Source organism: Shewanella sp. DW31 (assembly GCF_015767295.1).
GTDB lineage: Bacteria > Pseudomonadota > Gammaproteobacteria > Enterobacterales > Shewanellaceae > Shewanella > Shewanella oncorhynchi.
In genome coordinates, this window is the sequence record NZ_JADWMP020000031.1 from 17,392 (window position 1) to 35,832 (window position 18,441).

The 18,441-nt window shown below is 46.4% G+C and carries 32 protein-coding genes; all 32 read left to right on the forward strand.

The annotated features are described in order from the left end of the window. The first annotated feature begins 72 nt into the window (after positions 1-72). Positions 73-447 carry a 30S ribosomal protein S12 gene (gene rpsL / locus GWI56_RS19865; protein ID WP_006083605.1) on the forward strand — a complete coding sequence of 125 codons (375 nt, stop codon included), beginning with the start codon at positions 73-75 and terminating at the stop codon, positions 445-447. Between the two features lie 81 nt (positions 448-528). Beyond that, entirely contained in the window at positions 529-999 is a 471-nt protein-coding gene (gene rpsG / locus GWI56_RS19870; protein ID WP_011787570.1) for a 30S ribosomal protein S7, read from the forward strand. 78 nt (positions 1,000-1,077) lie between these two features. Continuing rightward, positions 1,078-3,174 (forward strand): elongation factor G, encoded by a 2,097-nt coding sequence (gene fusA, locus GWI56_RS19875; RefSeq protein ID WP_006083603.1) that lies wholly within the window; start codon positions 1,078-1,080, stop codon positions 3,172-3,174. 72 nt (positions 3,175-3,246) lie between these two features. Further along, positions 3,247-4,431: an elongation factor Tu gene (gene tuf / locus GWI56_RS19880; protein ID WP_105251028.1), complete on the forward strand. Its 1,185-nt coding sequence runs from the start codon at positions 3,247-3,249 to the stop codon at positions 4,429-4,431. A gap of 334 nt (positions 4,432-4,765) precedes the next feature. Then, the gene (gene rpsJ / locus GWI56_RS19885; protein WP_006083601.1) at positions 4,766-5,077 is read left to right on the forward strand and encodes a 30S ribosomal protein S10; all 312 of its coding nucleotides are present in this window, start codon (positions 4,766-4,768) and stop codon (positions 5,075-5,077) included. A 30-nt stretch (positions 5,078-5,107) separates the two neighbouring features. Next, positions 5,108-5,746, forward strand: coding sequence for a 50S ribosomal protein L3 (gene rplC, locus GWI56_RS19890; protein ID WP_006083600.1), 639 nt, complete (start codon positions 5,108-5,110; stop codon positions 5,744-5,746). A 17-nt stretch (positions 5,747-5,763) separates the two neighbouring features. Further along, entirely contained in the window at positions 5,764-6,369 is a 606-nt protein-coding gene (gene rplD / locus GWI56_RS19895; RefSeq protein WP_113941598.1) for a 50S ribosomal protein L4, read from the forward strand. Then, a complete protein-coding gene (rplW, locus tag GWI56_RS19900; protein ID WP_025008843.1) occupies positions 6,369-6,671 on the forward strand; it encodes a 50S ribosomal protein L23 in 303 nt (100 codons plus the stop codon). Before rplD ends, rplW begins: the two co-directional genes overlap by 1 nt. 16 nt (positions 6,672-6,687) lie before the next feature. Then, positions 6,688-7,512 (forward strand): 50S ribosomal protein L2, encoded by an 825-nt coding sequence (gene rplB, locus GWI56_RS19905; RefSeq protein WP_006083597.1) that lies wholly within the window; start codon positions 6,688-6,690, stop codon positions 7,510-7,512. Positions 7,513-7,526: 14 nt separating this feature from the next. Then, positions 7,527-7,805, forward strand: coding sequence for a 30S ribosomal protein S19 (gene rpsS / locus GWI56_RS19910; RefSeq protein ID WP_006083596.1), 279 nt, complete (start codon positions 7,527-7,529; stop codon positions 7,803-7,805). Between the two features lie 15 nt (positions 7,806-7,820). Then, on the forward strand, positions 7,821-8,153 hold the full coding sequence (rplV, locus tag GWI56_RS19915) for a 50S ribosomal protein L22 (protein WP_006083595.1): 333 nt from the start codon (positions 7,821-7,823) through the stop codon (positions 8,151-8,153). Positions 8,154-8,162: 9 nt separating this feature from the next. Beyond that, positions 8,163-8,855, forward strand: coding sequence for a 30S ribosomal protein S3 (rpsC, locus tag GWI56_RS19920; protein ID WP_006083594.1), 693 nt, complete (start codon positions 8,163-8,165; stop codon positions 8,853-8,855). 11 nt (positions 8,856-8,866) lie between these two features. Next, positions 8,867-9,277 carry a 50S ribosomal protein L16 gene (gene rplP / locus GWI56_RS19925; protein ID WP_006083593.1) on the forward strand — a complete coding sequence of 137 codons (411 nt, stop codon included), beginning with the start codon at positions 8,867-8,869 and terminating at the stop codon, positions 9,275-9,277. Beyond that, entirely contained in the window at positions 9,277-9,468 is a 192-nt protein-coding gene (rpmC, locus tag GWI56_RS19930) for a 50S ribosomal protein L29 (RefSeq protein ID WP_006083592.1), read from the forward strand. The genes rplP and rpmC overlap by 1 nt, the downstream gene beginning before the upstream one ends. Then, on the forward strand, positions 9,468-9,716 hold the full coding sequence (gene rpsQ, locus GWI56_RS19935; RefSeq protein WP_006083591.1) for a 30S ribosomal protein S17: 249 nt from the start codon (positions 9,468-9,470) through the stop codon (positions 9,714-9,716). The genes rpmC and rpsQ overlap by 1 nt, the downstream gene beginning before the upstream one ends. Positions 9,717-9,896: 180 nt before the next feature. Continuing rightward, a complete protein-coding gene (gene rplN / locus GWI56_RS19940; RefSeq protein WP_006083590.1) occupies positions 9,897-10,265 on the forward strand; it encodes a 50S ribosomal protein L14 in 369 nt (122 codons plus the stop codon). Between the two features lie 11 nt (positions 10,266-10,276). Continuing rightward, positions 10,277-10,591, forward strand: a complete 315-nt coding sequence (gene rplX, locus GWI56_RS19945; protein ID WP_006083589.1) for a 50S ribosomal protein L24 — start codon at positions 10,277-10,279, stop codon at positions 10,589-10,591. Positions 10,592-10,603: 12 nt separating this feature from the next. Continuing rightward, on the forward strand, positions 10,604-11,143 hold the full coding sequence (gene rplE, locus GWI56_RS19950) for a 50S ribosomal protein L5 (RefSeq protein WP_006083588.1): 540 nt from the start codon (positions 10,604-10,606) through the stop codon (positions 11,141-11,143). A 10-nt stretch (positions 11,144-11,153) separates the two neighbouring features. Continuing rightward, the gene (gene rpsN / locus GWI56_RS19955) at positions 11,154-11,459 is read left to right on the forward strand and encodes a 30S ribosomal protein S14 (protein WP_006083587.1); all 306 of its coding nucleotides are present in this window, start codon (positions 11,154-11,156) and stop codon (positions 11,457-11,459) included. A 24-nt stretch (positions 11,460-11,483) separates the two neighbouring features. Continuing rightward, a complete protein-coding gene (gene rpsH, locus GWI56_RS19960) occupies positions 11,484-11,876 on the forward strand; it encodes a 30S ribosomal protein S8 (RefSeq protein WP_006083586.1) in 393 nt (130 codons plus the stop codon). Between the two features lie 10 nt (positions 11,877-11,886). Beyond that, entirely contained in the window at positions 11,887-12,420 is a 534-nt protein-coding gene (gene rplF / locus GWI56_RS19965; RefSeq protein ID WP_105251036.1) for a 50S ribosomal protein L6, read from the forward strand. 10 nt (positions 12,421-12,430) lie between these two features. Continuing rightward, positions 12,431-12,781, forward strand: a complete 351-nt coding sequence (gene rplR, locus GWI56_RS19970) for a 50S ribosomal protein L18 (protein ID WP_006083584.1) — start codon at positions 12,431-12,433, stop codon at positions 12,779-12,781. An 11-nt stretch (positions 12,782-12,792) separates the two neighbouring features. Then, positions 12,793-13,296, forward strand: a complete 504-nt coding sequence (gene rpsE / locus GWI56_RS19975) for a 30S ribosomal protein S5 (protein ID WP_006083583.1) — start codon at positions 12,793-12,795, stop codon at positions 13,294-13,296. Positions 13,297-13,302: 6 nt separating this feature from the next. Then, on the forward strand, positions 13,303-13,485 hold the full coding sequence (gene rpmD, locus GWI56_RS19980) for a 50S ribosomal protein L30 (protein WP_006083582.1): 183 nt from the start codon (positions 13,303-13,305) through the stop codon (positions 13,483-13,485). 3 nt (positions 13,486-13,488) lie between these two features. After that, a complete protein-coding gene (gene rplO / locus GWI56_RS19985; RefSeq protein ID WP_006083581.1) occupies positions 13,489-13,923 on the forward strand; it encodes a 50S ribosomal protein L15 in 435 nt (144 codons plus the stop codon). 7 nt (positions 13,924-13,930) lie between these two features. Beyond that, positions 13,931-15,271, forward strand: coding sequence for a preprotein translocase subunit SecY (secY, locus tag GWI56_RS19990; RefSeq protein ID WP_007644459.1), 1,341 nt, complete (start codon positions 13,931-13,933; stop codon positions 15,269-15,271). Positions 15,272-15,292: 21 nt separating this feature from the next. Continuing rightward, a complete protein-coding gene (gene rpmJ, locus GWI56_RS19995) occupies positions 15,293-15,406 on the forward strand; it encodes a 50S ribosomal protein L36 (RefSeq protein WP_006083579.1) in 114 nt (37 codons plus the stop codon). 117 nt (positions 15,407-15,523) lie between these two features. Further along, positions 15,524-15,880 carry a 30S ribosomal protein S13 gene (gene rpsM / locus GWI56_RS20000; protein WP_011787581.1) on the forward strand — a complete coding sequence of 119 codons (357 nt, stop codon included), beginning with the start codon at positions 15,524-15,526 and terminating at the stop codon, positions 15,878-15,880. A gap of 15 nt (positions 15,881-15,895) precedes the next feature. Further along, positions 15,896-16,288 (forward strand): 30S ribosomal protein S11, encoded by a 393-nt coding sequence (rpsK, locus tag GWI56_RS20005; RefSeq protein WP_006083577.1) that lies wholly within the window; start codon positions 15,896-15,898, stop codon positions 16,286-16,288. A 32-nt stretch (positions 16,289-16,320) separates the two neighbouring features. Continuing rightward, on the forward strand, positions 16,321-16,941 hold the full coding sequence (gene rpsD / locus GWI56_RS20010; RefSeq protein WP_006083575.1) for a 30S ribosomal protein S4: 621 nt from the start codon (positions 16,321-16,323) through the stop codon (positions 16,939-16,941). 24 nt (positions 16,942-16,965) lie between these two features. After that, positions 16,966-17,955: a DNA-directed RNA polymerase subunit alpha gene (gene rpoA, locus GWI56_RS20015; RefSeq protein ID WP_006083574.1), complete on the forward strand. Its 990-nt coding sequence runs from the start codon at positions 16,966-16,968 to the stop codon at positions 17,953-17,955. A 40-nt stretch (positions 17,956-17,995) separates the two neighbouring features. After that, the gene (gene rplQ / locus GWI56_RS20020) at positions 17,996-18,391 is read left to right on the forward strand and encodes a 50S ribosomal protein L17 (RefSeq protein ID WP_006083573.1); all 396 of its coding nucleotides are present in this window, start codon (positions 17,996-17,998) and stop codon (positions 18,389-18,391) included. Positions 18,392-18,441 lie beyond the last annotated feature (50 nt).

Here is an 18,441-nt window from a genome sequence, read left to right on the forward strand (position 1 = left end):
GTCCCACCATTGTGGGATATAGATTTTTCACACCTTATCGTTGAGTTTGATTCAACTGACTCGGAGCTATACATGGCAACTGTAAACCAGTTGGTACGTAAGCCACGCGCGCCAAAAGTCGACAAGACTAACGTGCCTGCGTTGAATGCGTGCCCGCAAAAACGTGGTGTTTGTACACGTGTGTACACTACTACCCCTAAAAAACCTAACTCTGCACTACGTAAAGTAGCTCGTGTGCGTCTAACTAACGGTTTCGAAGTTACTTCGTACATCGGCGGTGAAGGCCACAACCTGCAGGAACATAGTGTGATCTTAATCCGTGGTGGTCGTGTTAAAGACTTACCAGGTGTGCGTTATCACACTATTCGTGGCGCATTAGACTGTGCAGGCGTGACTTCACGTCGCCAAAGCCGTTCTAAATACGGTGCTAAGCGTCCTAAGTCTTAACTTATCCGTTAAGTAAGGCCAAGCTAGTTTTATTTTGAGAATTCCAGTTTTGGAAATCCCTGAAGCATACGGAGAATTGTTATGCCAAGACGTCGCGTTGTAGGACAACGTAAAATCCTACCAGATCCAAAGTTTCACAGTGAGTTGCTGGCTAAGTTCATCAACGTCATTATGCAAGACGGCAAAAAGTCGACTGCAGAAAAAATTATTTACAAGGCACTAGATGTTGTCGCTGAAAAGAAAAGCGAAAACCATTTAGTTATCCTTGAAGCAGCCCTGGACAACGTTCGCCCATCAGTCGAAGTTAAATCTCGTCGCGTTGGTGGTTCTACGTACCAGGTACCATGTGAAGTTCGTCCTGTGCGTCGTAACGCACTGGCGATGCGCTGGTTAGTTGAAGCTGCTCGTAAGCGTGGTGAAAAATCTATGGCTTTACGTCTGGCAGGTGAAATGCTGGATGCGTCTGAAAACAAAGGTACTGCTGTTAAGAAGCGTGAAGACGTGCATCGCATGGCTGAAGCTAACAAAGCCTTTGCTCATTACCGTTGGTAATATGATGGTGTGGGCTTAGGCCCACACCATAGTTGTTGATATTGCCAAGACTTAGGTCTTGGTGGAGAGGGTATAATCGTGGCTCGTACAACCCCAATTGAGCGTTATCGTAATATCGGTATTTGTGCTCATGTTGACGCAGGTAAAACCACCACAACAGAACGTGTTCTGTTCTATACCGGTTTGTCTCATAAAATCGGTGAGGTGCATGACGGCGCCGCTACCACAGACTGGATGGTTCAAGAGCAAGAGCGTGGTATCACTATCACCTCGGCTGCGGTAACCACATTCTGGCGTGGTATGGATGCTCAATTCACTGAACACCGCATCAATATCATCGATACCCCTGGTCACGTTGACTTTACTATTGAAGTTGAACGGTCTCTGCGCGTCCTCGACGGTGCTGTTGTCGTTTTCTGTGGTTCATCTGGTGTTGAACCTCAGTCAGAAACAGTGTGGCGTCAAGCTGATAAATACCGCGTTCCACGTTTGGTATTTATCAACAAGATGGACCGTGCAGGTGCAGACTTTGAACGTGTAGTGAAGCAAATTAGAACTCGTCTTGGAGCCACTTGTGTGCCTATTCAATTGAATATTGGTGCAGAAGAAAACTTCAAAGGCGTGATCGACTTAATCAAGATGAAAGCAATTAACTGGAATGAATCAGACCAGGGTATGACTTTCACTTATGAGGAGATCCCTGCAGAGTTAGCGGCTAAAGCGGCTGAAATGCATGAGTATCTGGTTGAAGTGGCAGCCGAATCTTCGGATGAACTGATGGATAAGTACCTTGAAGAAGGCACGCTATCAGAAGACGAAATTAAAAAGGCGCTACGTCAGCGTACTATAAATAATGAAATCGTTTTAGCGACTTGTGGTTCTGCATTTAAGAACAAAGGCGTTCAAGCGGTACTTGATGCGGTTATTGAATTCTTGCCAGCGCCAATTGATGTGCCTCCAATTAAGGGCATCGATGAAAACGACCAAGAAGTAGAGCGCCCATCAGATGACAATGCGCCTTTTGCTGCATTGGCATTTAAGATTGCTACAGATCCATTCGTAGGAACTTTGACCTTTATTCGCGTGTACTCAGGCGTACTCGAATCAGGTTCGGGCGTTTACAACTCTGTCAAACAGAAGCGTGAACGCGTAGGTCGCATGGTGCAAATGCACGCAAACGATCGCACTGAACTGAAAGAAGTCCGTGCTGGTGATATCGCAGCGGCGATTGGTCTAAAAGAAGTGACTACGGGTGATACGCTTTGTGATAACGATCATAGAGTGATCTTGGAACGTATGGAGTTCCCAGAGCCAGTAATTACCATTGCCGTTGAGCCTAAGTCAAAAGCCGATCAGGACAAAATGGGTATCGCGTTGCAAAAACTTGCAGCGGAAGATCCATCATTCCGAGTTGAAACTGACGAAGAATCATCACAAACTCTGATTTCGGGTATGGGTGAGTTACACTTAGACATCATCGTAGACCGTATGCGTCGCGAATTTGGTGTTGAATGTAACGTAGGTAAGCCACAAGTGGCCTACCGCGAAACTATCCGAGCTTCAGTAGAAGCTGAAGGTAAATTTGTACGCCAATCAGGTGGTCGTGGACAATTCGGTCACGTTTGGTTAAAACTAGAGCCTAATGAAGAAGGCGCTGGTTACGAATTTGTCAATGCTGTTGTGGGAGGTGTGATTCCTCGTGAATTCATTCCTGCGGTTGATAAAGGTATCCAAGAACAGATGAAGAATGGCGTTCTCGCTGGCTTCCCTGTGTTGGACGTGAAGGTCACTCTGTTCGATGGTTCATATCATGATGTGGACTCGAACGAGATGGCGTTCAAAATTGCAGGTTCTATGGGCTTCAAAAAGGGTGCGCTTGAAGCGAATCCGGCGTTGCTCGAACCTTGCATGAAAGTAGAAGTAACTACCCCTGAAAATTATATGGGTGACGTCGTTGGTGATTTAAACCGTCGTCGTGGCTTAATTGAAGGGATGGATGATGGCTTCGGTGGCATCAAAATAGTCCATGCTGTAGTGCCTCTTTCTGAAATGTTTGGTTATGCAACTGATTTGCGCTCTGCTACACAGGGTCGCGCTTCATACTCTATGGAGTTCTTGAAGTACTCTGATGCACCGCAAAACATTGCAAAAGCGATTATTGAATCTCGTAGCTAATATCCAGTTACGACATAAATGTTATTATGGTCCAGCACTGACTGGACTATTCTGAAAAGAAAGGAATATATCGTGGCAAAAGCTAAATTTGAACGTATTAAGCCTCACGTAAACGTGGGCACCATTGGTCACGTTGACCATGGTAAAACCACACTGACTGCAGCTATCTCTCACGTACTGGCTAAGACCTACGGTGGCGAAGCTAAAGACTTCTCTCAAATCGATAACGCTCCAGAAGAGCGTGAGCGCGGTATTACGATCAATACCTCTCACATCGAATATGACACGCCTTCACGTCACTACGCACACGTAGACTGCCCAGGCCACGCTGACTATGTTAAAAACATGATCACTGGTGCTGCACAGATGGACGGCGCGATTCTAGTAGTTGCCTCTACAGACGGTCCAATGCCACAGACTCGTGAGCACATCCTGCTTTCTCGTCAGGTTGGCGTACCTTTCATCATCGTGTTCATGAACAAATGTGACATGGTAGATGACGAAGAGTTACTGGAATTGGTTGAAATGGAAGTGCGTGAACTTCTGTCAGAATACGATTTCCCAGGTGATGATTTACCAGTAATCCAAGGTTCAGCTCTGAAGGCCCTAGAAGGTCAACCAGAGTGGGAAGCTAAGATCCTTGAATTAGCCGCAGCACTGGATTCTTACATTCCAGAACCACAACGTGATATCGATAAGCCGTTCCTACTGCCAATCGAAGACGTATTCTCAATTTCAGGCCGTGGTACAGTAGTTACTGGTCGTGTTGAGCGTGGTATTGTTAAAGTGGGTGACGAAGTTGAAATCGTTGGTGTTCGCACAACGACTAAAACAACGTGTACTGGTGTAGAAATGTTCCGTAAACTGCTTGACGAAGGTCGTGCAGGTGAGAACTGTGGTGTGTTATTACGTGGTACTAAGCGTGATGACGTAGAACGTGGTCAAGTATTGGCTAAACCAGGTTCAATCAACCCACACACGACTTTTGAATCAGAAGTTTATGTTCTGTCAAAAGAAGAAGGCGGACGTCACACTCCATTCTTCAAAGGCTACCGTCCACAGTTCTACTTCCGTACAACTGACGTAACCGGTACTATCGAACTGCCAGAAGGCGTAGAGATGGTAATGCCTGGCGACAACATCAAAATGGTAGTGACTCTGATTTGCCCAATCGCGATGGACGAAGGTTTACGCTTCGCAATCCGTGAAGGTGGTCGTACAGTTGGTGCTGGTGTAGTAGCTAAAATCATCGCTTAATTGCGATAGAGATTAGTTTGAAAAGGAAGCTTCGGCTTCCTTTTTTATTTGAGGGCTGGTTTTATTTACAAATTTGTGTAAAATGCTCGCCACTCTGAAGTTAAATAGTTATTTGATGACTATTTACACAGCGGGCTTGATATCCGAATTTAGATAGGTATAATGGCCCCCTCGTCGACCTAGGTTAACGAATTAAATGATTAGTCGCTTAAGTTAATCATTATCATAGCGGCTCCGATTGGGAGTCGAACGGTTAAATCATCTCGCTCTGCTTTTCTATTTAGAAGAAGCTAGAGGGTGATTTTTTATATGTCCATTTTAGGAGCTCTGGTCAATGCAGAACCAAAGAATCCGTATCCGCTTAAAGGGATTTGATCATCGCTTAATTGATCAGTCTACAGCGGAAATCGTTGAAACTGCTAAGCGTACAGGCGCGCAGGTTCGTGGTCCAATTCCACTACCTACTCGCAAAGAGCGTTATACCATTTTGATCTCTCCGCACGTTAATAAAGATGCTCGTGACCAGTACGAATTACGTACACACAAGCGCCTGGTTGACATCGTAGAGCCAACTGAAAAGACTGTTGACGCGTTAATGCGTTTAGATCTTGCGGCTGGTGTCGACGTACAGATTAGCTTGGGTTAATTGAGATCCTAGTAAGAAGAGGTTTGAGAGATGGCTATCGGTCTTATTGGTCGTAAAGTTGGTATGACTCGCATCTTCACTGAAGATGGTGTTTCAATACCAGTTACTGTAATTGAAGTTGCAGGCAACCGTGTTACTCAAGTGAAAACTTTAGAAACTGACGGCTACCGTGCACTTCAAGTTACAACTGGCACCAAAAAAGCCAATCGCATCACTAAACCAGAAGCAGGTCACTTTGCCAAGAGCGGCGTTGAAGCCGGTCGTGGTTTGTGGGAAATGCGTTTGGTAGACGGTGAAGGCGAGGGCATTGAAGTTGGTGCTGAGCTAAATGTTGATATTTTCGCAGACGTAGCGAAAGTTGATGTTACTGGTCAATCAAAAGGTAAAGGCTTCCAAGGCGGCGTTAAGCGTTGGAACTTCCGTACTCAAGATATGACTCACGGTAACTCTTTGTCGCACCGCTCGAATGGTTCTATCGGTCAGAACCAAACGCCTGGTCGCGTATTCAAAGGCAAAAAAATGTCAGGCCATATGGGTGCCGAGCGTGTTACTACTCAAAATCTAGTTGTTGTTCGTGTAGATGTTGAGCGTAACCTGCTACTAGTCCGTGGCGCTGTTCCTGGCGCTACCAATGGCGACTTGATTATCAAGCCTGCCGTTAAAGCTTAAGGTCTGAGGAGATAGTAATGGAATTGGTATTGAAAGACGCGCAAAGCGCTCTTGAAGTTTCCGAAACTACCTTCGGCCGTGACTTTAACGAGGCACTGGTTCATCAGGTAGTTGTAGCATACGCTGCAAACGCGCGTCAGGGCACTCGTGCTCAAAAGACTCGTGCGGAAGTAACTGGCTCAGGCAAAAAGCCTTGGCGCCAAAAAGGAACTGGCCGTGCTCGTGCTGGTTCTGTTAAAGGCCCAATCTGGCGTGGCGGTGGCGTAACATTCGCTGCTAAAACCCAAGATCACAGCCAAAAAGTTAACAAAAAGATGTACCGCGGCGCGCTGAGAAGCATTCTGTCTGAATTGGTACGTCAAGAGCGTTTGGTTATTGTTGAATCTTTCGGTGTTGAAGCTCCTAAAACTAAAGAGCTGAAAGCTAAATTGAAAGCAATGAACCTTGAAGACGTTCTGATTGTGACTGCAGAAGTTGATGAGAACTTATTCTTAGCAGCTCGTAACCTGTACAAGGTTGACGTTCGTGATGTAGCGGGTCTAGACCCAGTGAGTCTGATCGCCTTCAACACTGTGCTTGTGACTGCTGACGCAGTGAAGCAAATCGAGGAGATGCTAGCATGATGATCCGCGAAGAACGTTTGCTAAAAGTTATTCTCGCTCCACATATCTCTGAAAAGAGCACTGTGAACGCTGAGAAGCACAACACTGTTGTTTTCCGCGTAGCTATCGATGCAACTAAAGCTGAAATTAAAGCTGCTGTTGCCAAGCTATTTGAAGTTGAAGTTGATTCAGTTCGCACTTTAGTGAGCAAAGGCAAAACTAAACGCACTGGTGGCCGTACTGGTCGTCGTAGCGATTGGAAAAAAGCCTATGTGACTCTAGCTGCTGGTGCTGACATCGATTTCGTCGGCGGCGCTGAGTAAGCAAAGGAGAATTATCATGGCAGTTATTAAGTGTAAGCCAACCTCTCCAGGTCGTCGCCACGTAGTTAAAGTGGTGAACACTGACCTGCACAAGGGTAAACCTTTTGCTGGCTTGTTGGCGAAAAAATCTAAAAGTGGTGGCCGTAACAATACTGGCCGTATCACTGTCCGTCACGTAGGTGGTGGTCATAAGCAGCATTATCGTCTAATCGACTTCAAACGCGATAAAGATGGTATCCCTGCAAAGATTGAGCGTCTGGAATACGATCCAAACCGTACTGCTAACATCGCGTTAGTATTGTATGCGGATGGTGAGCGTCGTTATATTCTTGCTGCCAAAGGCATGCAAGCTGGCGATAAGATCCAGTCTGGTGTTGCTGCCGAGATCAAAACCGGTAACGCTATGCCACTGCGCAACATCCCAGTAGGTTCTGTAGTTCACGCAGTTGAAATGAAGCCTGGTAAAGGTGCTCAGATCGCTCGTTCTGCAGGTGCTTATGTACAAGTTGTTGCTCGTGATGGCGCATATGCCACTCTACGTCTTCGCTCTGGCGAAATGCGTAAAGTGCCAGTTGATTGCCGCGCGACATTTGGTGAAGTTGGTAATGCCGAACACATGCTACGCCAGTTAGGTAAAGCAGGTGCTAAGCGCTGGAGAGGCATACGTCCTACAGTGCGTGGTGTTGCAATGAACCCAGTAGACCATCCACACGGTGGTGGTGAAGGCCGTACTTCTGGTGGTCGTCACCCAGTGACTCCATGGGGTGTGCCAACTAAGGGTTATAAAACTCGTAGTAACAAGCGCACTGACAAGTACATCGTACGTCGTCGTAATAAATAGTAAGAGGATTCGCCATGCCACGTTCTCTCAAGAAAGGTCCCTTCATTGACCTGCACTTGCTGAAGAAGGTAGAGAAAGCGATGGAAGCCGGTGACAAAAAGCCTATTAAGACTTGGTCACGTCGCTCTATGATCATTCCAAATATGATTGGTTTGACCATCGCTGTCCATAATGGTCGTCAGCACGTTCCTGTGTTCGTAACTGACGAAATGATCGGCCACAAACTTGGTGAATTTTCACCAACTCGCACTTATCGCGGCCATGCTGCAGATAAGAAAGCGAAGAAGCGTTAATACGGGAGGAATAAGATGGAAGTTTTAGCTAAACATCGTTTTGCCCGTACGTCTGCGCAGAAGGCCCGTCTGGTTGCTGATCAAATTCGTGGATTGCCTGTTGCTAAGGCCCTCGAAATTTTGACTTTCAGCCCCAAGAAAGCCGCCGTACTGGTTAAAAAAGTACTTGACTCAGCTATCGCAAACGCCGAACACAACGAAGGCGCGGATATTGATGAGCTTAAAGTCGGAGCCGTCTTCGTAGATGAAGGCCCAACTATGAAGCGTATCATGCCACGTGCTAAAGGCCGCGCTGATCGTATCATGAAGCGTACCAGCCACATTACTGTGGTTGTATCAGATCGCTAGGAGAGAGCAATGGGACAGAAAGTACATCCTAATGGTATCCGTCTGGGTATCACCAAGCCTTGGATCTCTACCTGGTACGCAGATAAATCAGATTACGCAAGTAACCTGAACAGCGACTGGGAAGTGCGTAAGTTTCTTGTAGAGAAATTACAAGCTGCTTCAGTATCTAAGATTGTTATCGAGCGTCCAGCGAAAAGCATCCGCGTTACCATTCACACTGCCCGTCCAGGTGTTGTGATCGGTAAGAAAGGTGAAGACGTTGAAGTATTGCGTGCTGCAGTGTCAAAACTTGCTGGCACTCCTGCTCAAATTAACATCGCTGAGATCCGTAAACCTGAGCTAGATGCCAAGTTAGTTGCTGACTCAATTGCACAGCAATTAGAGCGTCGCGTAATGTTCCGTCGTGCTATGAAGCGCGCAGTTCAAAACGCAATGCGTATTGGTGCTCAAGGTATCAAAGTACAAGTTAGTGGCCGTTTAGGCGGAGCTGAGATTGCGCGCGATGAGTGGTATCGTGAAGGTCGTGTACCTTTACATACTTTGCGTGCTGATATCGACTATTCTACATCTGAAAGTCACACCCAATACGGTGTGATTGGCGTTAAAGTTTGGATCTTCAAAGGTGAAGTTCTAGACGGAATGCTGCCACAGATTGAAGAGCCGAAGCAGCAGCAACCTAAGCGCAAGCCTCGTGGTAAATAGGAGAGCCGGCAATGCTGCAACCTAAACGTATGAAGTTTCGCAAGATGTTCAAAGGCCGCAACCGCGGTCTAGCGAACGGTACCGAAGTTAGCTTTGGTACTTTTGGTCTGAAAGCAGTCGGCCGTGGCCGTTTAACTGCACGTCAGATCGAATCTGCACGTCGTGCCATGACACGTCACATTAAGCGTCAGGGACAAATTTGGATTCGAGTTTTCCCGGACAAGCCGATTACCTCTAAGCCTCTTGAAGTGCGTATGGGTAAAGGTAAAGGTAACGTTGAATACTGGGTATGTCAGATTCAACCTGGTAAGGTTCTTTATGAGATGAATGGTGTTTCTGAAGTGATCGCTCGTGAAGCGTTTGCTTTGGCTGCTGCCAAGCTTCCAATTAAGACTACCTTCGTAACTAAGACGGTGATGTAATGAAAGCGAGCGAACTGAGAGAAAAGAGCGTTGAAGAACTGAACGCTGAACTACTTGGTCTGCTGCGTGAGCAGTTCAACCTGCGTATGCAACACGCCACTGGTCAGTTGACTCAGACTAATCAACTGAAATTGGTGCGCCGTAACATTGCGCGCGTTAAGACCATTATTACTTCTAAGGCGGGTGCATAATGTCTGATAAAATCCGTACTTTGCAGGGTCGTGTAACTAGCAACAAAATGGACAAGTCCATTACTGTTGCTATCGAACGCCAAGTGAAACACCCAATTTATGGGAAATACATTAAGCGTACGACAAAGATCCATGCACATGACGAAACGAATCAGTGCAATGAAGGCGATTTAGTAGCGATTCGCGAATGTCGTCCTTTGTCTAAGACTAAGTCTTGGACCCTGGTTGAAGTAGTATCAAAGGCCTAAGTTAATTAGGTATTTAGGTAAACGGCTCCAGAATGTGGGGCCGTTTGTTTTTTAATACTATACATTCCACTTTTATGGTGTTATATTTGCGCGCCATTTTTGACTAAATTAATAGCAAAAATGAGTGTTTTTATTGTCCCATAGTGGGAATTGTGTAGTAACGATAGCGGAGCACTTAAAATGATCCAAATGCAATCGACTCTTGACGTTGCTTGTAACAGCGGCGCACGCAGAGTTCAGTGTATTAAGGTCTTGGGTGGCTCTCATCGTCGTTATGCCGGTATCGGCGACATCATCAAAGTTTCTGTTAAAGAAGCGATTCCTCGCGCTAAAGCGAAGAAAGGCGATGTGTATAACGCGGTGGTAGTCCGTACTAAGAAAGGCGTACGTCGTCCAGACGGTTCTGTCATTCGCTTCGATCGGAATGCAGCTGTTCTTTTGAACAACAACCTGCAGCCGATTGGTACTCGTATCTTTGGACCAGTGACACGTGAATTGCGTAATGAGCAATTTATGAAAATTGTCTCGCTGGCACCAGAAGTACTGTAAGGAGCTTCAAAATGGCAGCTAAAATACGTCGTGAAGACGAAGTGATTGTATTAGCAGGTAAAGACAAGGGTAAACGTGCAAAAGTTTCTCAAGTCCTTCCTACTGGTAAATTGATTGTTGAAGGCATCAATCTTGTCAAAAAACACCAAAAGCCAAACCCACAATTGGGCGTAGCTGGCGGTATTGTTGAGAAAGAAGCACCGATACAAGCATCAAATGTAGCGATTTTCAACTCTGCCACTGGCAAAGCTGATCGCGTTGGTTTCCGCTTTGAAGACGGCAAAAAAGTTCGTTTCTTCAAATCGAACAGTGAACTCGTTAAGTAATTGGAGTAAACGATGGCGAAACTGCATGATAAATACCAAGAGACTGTTGTCGCTGAACTTGCTAAAAAGTTCGGTTATACCAGTGTCATGCAAGTCCCTCGGATTGAGAAAATCACCCTGAACATGGGTGTTGGCGAAGCTGTTGCAGACAAGAAAATCATGGACCATGCTGTCCGTGATATGACTGCAATCGCTGGTCAAAAGCCAGTTGTGACTGTAGCTCGTAAGTCAGTTGCTGGTTTTAAAATCCGTGAAGGCTACCCTATTGGCTGTAAAGTGACCCTACGCGGTGAGCGTATGTGGGAATTCTTAGAGCGTTTAGTCGATATCGCAATCCCACGTATTCGTGACTTCCGTGGCTTAAGCGCTAAAGCGTTTGACGGCCGTGGTAACTACGCAATGGGCGTGCGTGAGCAGATCATCTTCCCAGAAATCGATTACGATAAAATCGATAAGATTCGTGGTATGGATATTGTTATCACTACTACTGCGAAGAATGATGAAGAAGGTCGTGCTTTGTTAGACGCTTTTAACTTCCCATTCAAGAAATAAGGGTAGCGTAATGGCAAAAACATCAATGAAAGCACGTGAAGCTAAACGTGCACAGCTCGTGGCCAAGTACGCTGAAAAGCGTGCGGCTCTTAAGACTATCATTGCAAGTCCAGCTTCTTCTGACGAAGATCGTTGGGATGCGGTTCTTAAGCTGCAAGCTCTACCACGTGATTCCAGCGCTGCGCGTCAACGCAATCGTTGTAATCAAACTGGTCGCCCTCATGGCTTCTTACGTAAATTCGGCTTAAGCCGTATCAAATTACGTGAAGCAACCATGCGTGGTGAAGTTCCTGGCCTGCGTAAGGCCAGCTGGTAAGCACTTGTCACGGAGTAAGCTAATATGAGCATGCAAGATCCTATTGCGGATATGTTAACCCGTATTCGTAACGGCCAAGCTGCTAACCACGTATCAGTGAAGATGCCTTCAGCTAAGTTGAAAGTCGCAATTGCGAAACTACTTAAAGATGAAGGTTATATTGCTGATTACGCCGTAGCAGATGAAGCCAAGCCTGAACTGGAAGTTACTTTAAAGTATTTCCAAGGCCAACCAGTCGTTGAGACTATCCAGCGTGTAAGTCGCCCTGGTCTTCGTATTTACAAAGGTAAAAACGAACTTCCAAAGGTGATGGGCGGTCTGGGTGTCGCAATTGTGTCCACTTCTAAAGGCTTGATGACTGATCGTGCCGCCCGCCTTGCAGGCATGGGTGGCGAGGTTATCTGCTACGTAGCTTAAGGAGCTAGGAATGTCTCGTGTAGCAAAAGCACCAGTATCTATTCCAGCTGGCGTAGAGGTGACCTTGAACGAACAGACCCTTACCGTCAAAGGCGGAAAAGGTAGTCTGACTCGAGTGATCAACAATGCGGTCAATGTTGTTATTGAAGCCGGCGTAGTTAAGTTCCTCCCTGTTGAAGGCGTTGTTAACGCTTGGGCACAGGCTGGTACAACTCGTGCATTAGTAAACAACATGGTTGTTGGTGTATCTCAAGGTTTTGAGCGTAAGTTAAAGTTAGTTGGCGTTGGTTACCGTGCGAAACTCGTCGGTGCTGATATTGACCTTACTTTAGGTTTCTCTCATCCGTTAGTACACAAACTGCCCGCAGGCGTTACTGCAGAGTGCCCTAGCCAAACTGACATCGTCCTACGTGGCGTTGATAAACAGTTAATTGGCCAAGTCGCTGCTGAGATTCGCGGATACCGTCCACCAGAGCCATACAAAGGCAAAGGTGTTCGCTATGACGACGAAGTAGTACGCCGTAAAGAGGCTAAGAAGAAGTAGGTAACGCGATATGGATAAGAAAACATCTCGCTTACGTCGCGCTACTCGCGCTCGTAAGAAGATCCAAGAGCTGGGCGTGAACCGTCTGGTTGTACATCGTACACCGCGTCACATTTATGCTCAGGTGATCAATCCTGAAGCTCAGGTGTTGGCAGCTGCTTCAACCGTAGAAAAAGCGGTTAAAGAGCTACTGAAGAGTACCGGTAACGTAGACGCAGCGAAAGCAGTAGGTAAATTTGTTGCTGAGCGCGCGATCGAAAAAGGCGTAACTTCAGTTGCGTTCGATCGTTCTGGTTTCAAGTATCACGGTCGTGTAGCTGCTTTAGCAGATGCAGCTCGTGAAGCTGGCCTGAAGTTCTAAGGGGTTATAAAATGGCTAAATTAGAAGCTCAGCAAAAAGACGATCTGCAAGAGAAATTAATTGCAGTTAATCGTGTTTCTAAAGTAGTTAAGGGCGGTCGTATCTTTAGCTTCACAGCACTGACAGTAGTGGGTGACGGTAACGGTAAGATTGGCTATGGCTATGGCAAAGCACGTGAAGTTCCAGCCGCGATTCAAAAAGCGATGGAAAAAGCTCGTCGTAACATTGTGACCGTTGAGTTGAATGCAGGTACTCTGCATCACCCAGTTAAAGGTCGTCATACTGGTTCACTTGTGTACATGCAACCTGCATCACAAGGTACTGGTATTATTGCCGGTGGCGCAATGCGTGCCGTATTGGAAGTAGCAGGCGTGCATAACGTTCTGTCAAAAGCATACGGTTCTACTAACCCGATCAACATCGTTCGCGCGACTGTCGATGCATTGGTGCACATGAAGTCACCTTCGCAAATCGCAGCTAAGCGTGGCCTGAATGTTGACGAAATTCGGGGGTAATGCACCATGGCAACTAAAACTGTAAAAGTTACTCAAACTAAAAGCGGTATCGGTCGTTTACCGAAGCACCGTGCAACCCTAACGGGTCTTGGTTTGCGTCGCATTGGTCACACTGTTGAATTAGAAGATACTCCTTCTGTTCGCGGTATGATCAACAAGGTCTACTACATGGTTAAGGTGGAGGATTAATAGATGCGTTTAAATACTCTATCTCCAGCTGCAGGCTCTAAGCATGCACCAAAGCGTGTAGGCCGTGGTATGGGCTCAGGTCTAGGTAAAACAGCGGGTCGTGGTCATAAAGGCCAAAAGTCTCGCTCTGGTGGCGGTGTACGCCCAGGATTCGAAGGTGGTCAAATGCCACTGAAAATCCGTTTACCTAAATTTGGTTTTACCTCGCGTCGCGCTATGGTAACAGCTGAAGTTCGTGTACTCGAACTGGCAAAAGTTAACGGTGATGTTATCGACTTAAACGCTCTGAAAGATGCGAACGTAATAACTCGCAACATCCAGTTTGCGAAAATTGTTCTTTCAGGTACCATTGAGCGCCCTGTGACTGTTAAAGGTCTGAAGGTAACCAAAGGTGCACGTGCAGCTATTGAAGCTGCCGGCGGTAAGATCGAGGAATAATACGTCGATGGCAAAACCAGGACTTGATTTAAAAAGCGCGAAAGGTGGACTTTCAGAATTGAAAGCTCGCCTCCTGTTCGTGATTGGTGCGATTATCGTCTTTAGAGCCGGTTCGTTTGTGCCAATTCCTGGTATTGACGCAGCTGTATTAGCAGAGCTGTTTGCTCAGCAAAGTGGAACCATCCTTGGCATGTTTAACATGTTCTCGGGTGGTGCCCTTGAGCGTGCCTCTATCTTTGCATTAGGTATTATGCCGTACATTTCGGCATCGATTATCATGCAACTGTTGACTGTCGTACATCCTGCACTCGCTGAATTGAAAAAGGAAGGCGAATCAGGACGTAAGAAAATCAGTCAATATACCAGATGGGGTACCTTAGTGCTGGGTACATTCCAGTCGGTCGGTATTGCAACCGGGTTACCAAACTTAGTGCCAGGCCTTGTGGTCAACATTGGATTTGGATTCTACTTTGTTGCGGTTGTGAGCTTAGTAACAGGAACTATGTTCCTTATGTGGCTAGGTGAGCAAATTACCGAACGTGGTATAGGTAATGGTATCTCGATTTTGATTTTCGCAGGTATTGTTGCTGGATTACCTTCCGCTATCGGCCAAACGGCTGAGCAGGCGCGTCAAGGTGACTTGAATGTGTTAGTATTGTTGTTGCTCGCGGTAATTGTGTTTGCAGTGACTTATTTTGTAGTGTTTGTGGAACGTGGTCAGCGTCGTATCGTCGTTAACTATGCTAAGCGTCAGCAAGGCCGTAAGGTGTTCGCTGCGCAAAGTACCCATCTACCGCTGAAAATAAACATGGCAGGTGTTATTCCGCCAATTTTTGCGTCAAGCATCATTTTGTTTCCTGGAACACTGGCTCAGTGGTTCGGTCAAAATGAGTCCATGTCATGGTTAAGTGATTTTTCACTGGCTGTGTCACCTGGACAACCGCTTTACTCATTATTATATGCAACAGCGATTATCTTTTTCTGTTTCTTCTATACTGCGTTGGTGTTTAACCCACGTGAAACAGCAGATAACTTGAAGAAGAGTGGTGCATTCATCCCTGGGATCCGTCCTGGAGAACAGACTTCGCGTTACATTGATAAAGTTATGACCCGTTTGACATTGGCAGGCGCGTTATACATAACCTTTATCTGCTTAATTCCGGAGTTCATGTTAATTGCGTGGAAAGTACAGTTCTATTTCGGCGGTACTTCACTACTAATTATGGTAGTCGTAATCATGGACTTCATGGCTCAGGTTCAGACGCATATGATGTCTCATCAGTATGAGTCTGTGATGAAGAAAGCTAACCTAGTTAACAAGGCGAATTTAGATCGCTTTGGTCGCTAAGTAGCTTTACGGAGTGATGAAATGAAAGTTCGAGCTTCCGTGAAGAAGATCTGCCGTAACTGCAAGATCGTCAAGCGTAGTGGCGTTGTACGCGTTATCTGTGTTGAACCAAAACACAAACAGCGTCAAGGCTAAAAAGTAATTTGTTCAGCCCATGAATTGGGCTGAACAAAATTTTGTTTGCAAATCTGTCGACTGTCGAGTATCCTTTCGGGCTTTTCGCAGTTGGCCTTTAACTTTAAGGAGTGCATAGTGGCCCGTATCGCTGGCATTAACATTCCTGATCAAAAGCATACAGTCATCGCATTGACTGCAATTTTCGGCATCGGCCGTACTCGCGCTAGAGCAATCTGCGCGGCTACAGCAATCGCTGAAACTGCTAAGATCAAGGAATTGAGCGAAGCTCAAATAGACACACTACGCGAAGAAGTCGCCAAATACCTAGTAGAAGGTGACTTACGTCGTGAGATTTCAATGAACATCAAGCGTCTTATGGATCTTGGTTGTTATCGTGGTCTCCGCCATCGCCGTAGCCTGCCTCTCCGTGGGCAACGTACTAAGACCAATGCGCGTACGCGTAAAGGTCCACGTAAACCTATTAGAAAGTAACGGGAAGGTAAAGCAATGGCTAAAGTTCCGTCACGTTCTCCGCGTAAGCGCGTACGTAAACAGGTTGCAGATGGCATGGCTCATATCCATGCTTCTTTCAACAACACTATTGTCACCATTACAGATCGTCAAGGTAATGCGTTGTCATGGGCTACTTCAGGTGGTTCAGGTTTCCGTGGTTCACGTAAATCTACTCCATTTGCTGCACAGGTGGCTGCTGAGCGTGCAGGTGCTGCTGCTCAAGACTACGGTTTAAAAAACCTTGAAGTGTTTGTGAAGGGTCCAGGTCCAGGTCGTGAGTCAGCCATTCGTGCGCTGAACGCTGTTGGTTATAAAATTACCAACATTACCGATGTGACGCCGATCCCTCATAATGGTTGTCGTCCTCCTAAAAAGCGTCGTGTATAACGCCGTTTCATTAGGATAGTTGGAGAAAGATCATGGCAAGATACTTGGGTCCCAAGCTCAAGCTCAGCCGCCGAGAAGGTACAGACCTTTTCTTAAAAAGCGGTGTGAGAGCAATCGATTCAAAGTGTAAACTGGAAACTGCACCTGGACAACATGGCGCTCGTAAGCCACGTTTGTCAGAGTACGGTACTCAGTTACGCGAAAAACAAAAAGTTCGTCGTATTTACGGTGTGTTAGAAAAACAATTCCGTAACTATTACAAAGATGCTGCACGTACTAAAGGCAACACAGGTGAAAACCTGCTTCAGCTTTTAGAAACCCGTCTTGATAACGTTGTTTATCGTATGGGCTTCGGTGCAACTCGTGCAGAATCACGTCAGCTAGTAAGCCATAAATCTATTATGGTTAACGGTCGTGTTGTTAACATTCCATCATTCAAAGTGTCTGCGAATGATGTTGTGAGCATCCGCGAGAAGTCACGTACTCAAGCTCGTATTAAAGCGGCTTTAGAAGTGGCAGCTCAACGCGAGAAGCCTACATGGGTTGAAGTCGACAACGCGAAAATGGAAGGTGCTTTCAAGCGCGTTCCAGAACGTAGCGATTTGTCTGCGGAAATTAACGAACAGCTGATCGTCGAGCTTTACTCTAAGTAAGGCTAACAAACAAGAGAGGACACAATGCAGGGTTCTGTTACAGAATTTCTTAAACCGCGTCTCGTTGATATCGAGCAGGTTAACTCAACACGTGCCAAGGTTACATTGGAACCACTTGAGCGTGGTTTCGGCCACACTTTAGGTAACGCGTTGCGTCGCATCCTATTGTCGTCTATGCCCGGCTGCGCGGTTACCGAAGTCGAGATTGACGGTGTACTGCACGAATACAGCAGTAAGGAAGGCGTTCAAGAAGATATCCTTGAGATCTTGTTAAACCTGAAAGGGTTAGCAGTGACCATCGAGGGTAAAGACGAGGCTATGCTTACGTTGAGCAAGTCCGGCGCAGGCCCTGTCATCGCAGCAGATATCACGCATGATGGTGATGTCACTATCGTGAATCCTGATCATATTATCTGTCATCTGACAGGTAACAATGATATCAGCATGCGTATTCGCGTTGAGCGTGGTCGTGGTTATGTACCAGCATCTGCTCGTGCACAGACCGAAGACGATGATCGCCCAATCGGCCGCTTGCTGGTTGATGCTTCTTTCTCGCCAGTTGCACGTATTGCCTACAATGTAGAAGCAGCACGTGTAGAACAGCGTACTGACTTAGATAAACTCGTTATCGATATGACCACAAACGGTACTATCGATCCTGAGGAAGCTATCCGTCGTTCTGCAACTATTCTGGCTGAACAGCTAGATGCGTTTGTAGAGTTACGTGACGTGACTGAGCCAGAGCTGAAAGAAGAGAAACCGGAATTCGATCCGATTCTGCTGCGTCCTGTCGACGATTTAGAGCTAACTGTACGTTCGGCTAACTGCTTGAAAGCCGAAGCGATTCATTACATCGGAGATCTGGTACAGCGCACTGAAGTTGAGTTGCTGAAAACCCCGAACTTAGGTAAGAAATCTCTTACTGAAATTAAGGATGTTTTAGCTTCTCGCGGACTGTCGTTAGGTATGCGTTTGGAAAACTGGCCTCCAGCTAGTTTAGCAGACGACCTATAAGTCTCAGGTTTGTACAGATTTAGGTTATAAGGATTAGGTCATGCGCCATCGTAAGAGTGGTCGTCAACTAAACCGTAACAGCAGTCATCGCCAAGCCATGTTTCGCAACATGGCCGGTTCACTAGTTCGTCATGAGATCATCAAGACAACTGTGGCTAAAGCGAAAGAACTGCGTCGCGTAGTTGAGCCTCTGATAACACTTGCTAAGAGTGACAGCGTTGCAAACCGTCGTTTAGCGTTTGCACGTACTCGCGACGCTGAAGTCGTTGGTAAGTTATTTACTGAGTTGGGTCCACGTTACCAGGAACGTCCTGGTGGCTATACCCGTATCCTTAAGTGCGGTTTACGTGCTGGTGATAAAGCCCCTATGGCTTACATCGAGCTAGTTGGTCGCCCAGAAGCTGCTCAAGCTGTTGATGTTGAAGCTGCTGAGTAATTAAGGTTACACTTTTAAAAAGCCGGGCATTAGCCCGGCTTTTTTATGCC

Bases quoted from the DNA above. Each gene is read 5' to 3' on its own strand.
- rpsL (WP_006083605.1), top strand. From the start codon at position 73: ATGGCAACTGTAAACCAGTTGGTACGTAAGCCACGCGCGCCAAAAGTC.
- rpsG (WP_011787570.1), top strand. From the start codon at position 529: ATGCCAAGACGTCGCGTTGTAGGACAACGTAAAATCCTACCAGATCCA.
- rpsJ (WP_006083601.1), top strand. From the start codon at position 4,766: ATGCAGAACCAAAGAATCCGTATCCGCTTAAAGGGATTTGATCATCGC.
- rplC (WP_006083600.1), top strand. From the start codon at position 5,108: ATGGCTATCGGTCTTATTGGTCGTAAAGTTGGTATGACTCGCATCTTC.
- rplD (WP_113941598.1), top strand. From the start codon at position 5,764: ATGGAATTGGTATTGAAAGACGCGCAAAGCGCTCTTGAAGTTTCCGAA.
- rplW (WP_025008843.1), top strand. From the start codon at position 6,369: ATGATCCGCGAAGAACGTTTGCTAAAAGTTATTCTCGCTCCACATATC.
- rplB (WP_006083597.1), top strand. From the start codon at position 6,688: ATGGCAGTTATTAAGTGTAAGCCAACCTCTCCAGGTCGTCGCCACGTA.
- rpsS (WP_006083596.1), top strand. From the start codon at position 7,527: ATGCCACGTTCTCTCAAGAAAGGTCCCTTCATTGACCTGCACTTGCTG.
- rplV (WP_006083595.1), top strand. From the start codon at position 7,821: ATGGAAGTTTTAGCTAAACATCGTTTTGCCCGTACGTCTGCGCAGAAG.
- rpsC (WP_006083594.1), top strand. From the start codon at position 8,163: ATGGGACAGAAAGTACATCCTAATGGTATCCGTCTGGGTATCACCAAG.
- rplP (WP_006083593.1), top strand. From the start codon at position 8,867: ATGCTGCAACCTAAACGTATGAAGTTTCGCAAGATGTTCAAAGGCCGC.
- rpmC (WP_006083592.1), top strand. From the start codon at position 9,277: ATGAAAGCGAGCGAACTGAGAGAAAAGAGCGTTGAAGAACTGAACGCT.
- rpsQ (WP_006083591.1), top strand. From the start codon at position 9,468: ATGTCTGATAAAATCCGTACTTTGCAGGGTCGTGTAACTAGCAACAAA.
- rplN (WP_006083590.1), top strand. From the start codon at position 9,897: ATGATCCAAATGCAATCGACTCTTGACGTTGCTTGTAACAGCGGCGCA.
- rplX (WP_006083589.1), top strand. From the start codon at position 10,277: ATGGCAGCTAAAATACGTCGTGAAGACGAAGTGATTGTATTAGCAGGT.
- rplE (WP_006083588.1), top strand. From the start codon at position 10,604: ATGGCGAAACTGCATGATAAATACCAAGAGACTGTTGTCGCTGAACTT.
- rpsN (WP_006083587.1), top strand. From the start codon at position 11,154: ATGGCAAAAACATCAATGAAAGCACGTGAAGCTAAACGTGCACAGCTC.
- rpsH (WP_006083586.1), top strand. From the start codon at position 11,484: ATGAGCATGCAAGATCCTATTGCGGATATGTTAACCCGTATTCGTAAC.
- rplF (WP_105251036.1), top strand. From the start codon at position 11,887: ATGTCTCGTGTAGCAAAAGCACCAGTATCTATTCCAGCTGGCGTAGAG.
- rplR (WP_006083584.1), top strand. From the start codon at position 12,431: ATGGATAAGAAAACATCTCGCTTACGTCGCGCTACTCGCGCTCGTAAG.
- rpsE (WP_006083583.1), top strand. From the start codon at position 12,793: ATGGCTAAATTAGAAGCTCAGCAAAAAGACGATCTGCAAGAGAAATTA.
- rpmD (WP_006083582.1), top strand. From the start codon at position 13,303: ATGGCAACTAAAACTGTAAAAGTTACTCAAACTAAAAGCGGTATCGGT.
- rplO (WP_006083581.1), top strand. From the start codon at position 13,489: ATGCGTTTAAATACTCTATCTCCAGCTGCAGGCTCTAAGCATGCACCA.
- secY (WP_007644459.1), top strand. From the start codon at position 13,931: ATGGCAAAACCAGGACTTGATTTAAAAAGCGCGAAAGGTGGACTTTCA.
- rpmJ (WP_006083579.1), top strand. From the start codon at position 15,293: ATGAAAGTTCGAGCTTCCGTGAAGAAGATCTGCCGTAACTGCAAGATC.
- rpsK (WP_006083577.1), top strand. From the start codon at position 15,896: ATGGCTAAAGTTCCGTCACGTTCTCCGCGTAAGCGCGTACGTAAACAG.
- rpsD (WP_006083575.1), top strand. From the start codon at position 16,321: ATGGCAAGATACTTGGGTCCCAAGCTCAAGCTCAGCCGCCGAGAAGGT.
- rpoA (WP_006083574.1), top strand. From the start codon at position 16,966: ATGCAGGGTTCTGTTACAGAATTTCTTAAACCGCGTCTCGTTGATATC.
- rplQ (WP_006083573.1), top strand. From the start codon at position 17,996: ATGCGCCATCGTAAGAGTGGTCGTCAACTAAACCGTAACAGCAGTCAT.